Raw genomic sequence first — 778 nt, forward strand, 5'->3', positions numbered from 1 at the left:
CCGCGTCCGGGCGCACCACGTCCAGGAACCGGCGGACCGCCGCCCTGATCTCGGCGACCGGACCGTTCACGGTGCCACGCGGCGCAGCCAGCTCATCGGTTCGGTGATCTCGGCACGCGTCGGCAGGGTTTCGGCGGACGTCCAGATCGCGTTGAAACCGTCCATGCCGACCCGTTCCACGACGTACTCGGTGAACGCCGCGCCCTCTTCGTACTGACGCACCTTCGCGTCCACGCCGAGCGCCGTGCGCAGGATGCGGTCGAGCAGACCGCCACCCTTGCGGCGCGCGCTGAAGCGGGTGCGGATCGTCGACACCGACGGCACGACTGCGGGACCGACGGCGTCCATCACGTGATCCGCGTGGCCTTCGAGCAAAGTGGACAGTGCGATCAGCCGGTCCAGCACGACTTTCTGCTGCGGCGACTGGATGAGCTCGATCAGTCCGATCGGGCCGTCGCCGGCGCGCAGCTTGTGCCGGAAATCGCGGATGACCTCCGGCAGCGGCGCCCGTTCCTCGTCCATTGAGGACAGCAGGGCGGTGACCTGGTCGGAGAAGTACTGCCGCAACCACGGCACGCCGGTGAACTGCAGGCGGTGCGTGCACTCGTGCAGGCACACCCACATCCGGAAGTCGTCTGCCGGAACGTCCAGAGCCTGTTGTGCCCCAACGATGTTCGGCGCGACCAGCAACAGGCGCCCGGCGAGCTGGTCGTTCGGGCTGAACGGGTCGTACTGGCCGAGCACCCGCGACGACAGGAACGCCATCACCACCCCTGCC

1 protein-coding gene is annotated in these 778 nt (G+C 68.5%); it reads right to left on the bottom strand.

Going from position 1 to position 778, the window contains the following annotated elements:
- Nucleotides 1–66: 66 nt before the first annotated feature.
- On the bottom strand, nucleotides 67–778 hold a 712-nt coding region (locus B0F77_RS46485), incomplete at its 5' end, for a zinc-dependent metalloprotease (protein WP_086669373.1).

It is taken from the genome of Lentzea kentuckyensis, from assembly GCF_002150765.1.
Taxonomy (GTDB): Bacteria; Actinomycetota; Actinomycetes; order Mycobacteriales; family Pseudonocardiaceae; genus Lentzea; species Lentzea kentuckyensis.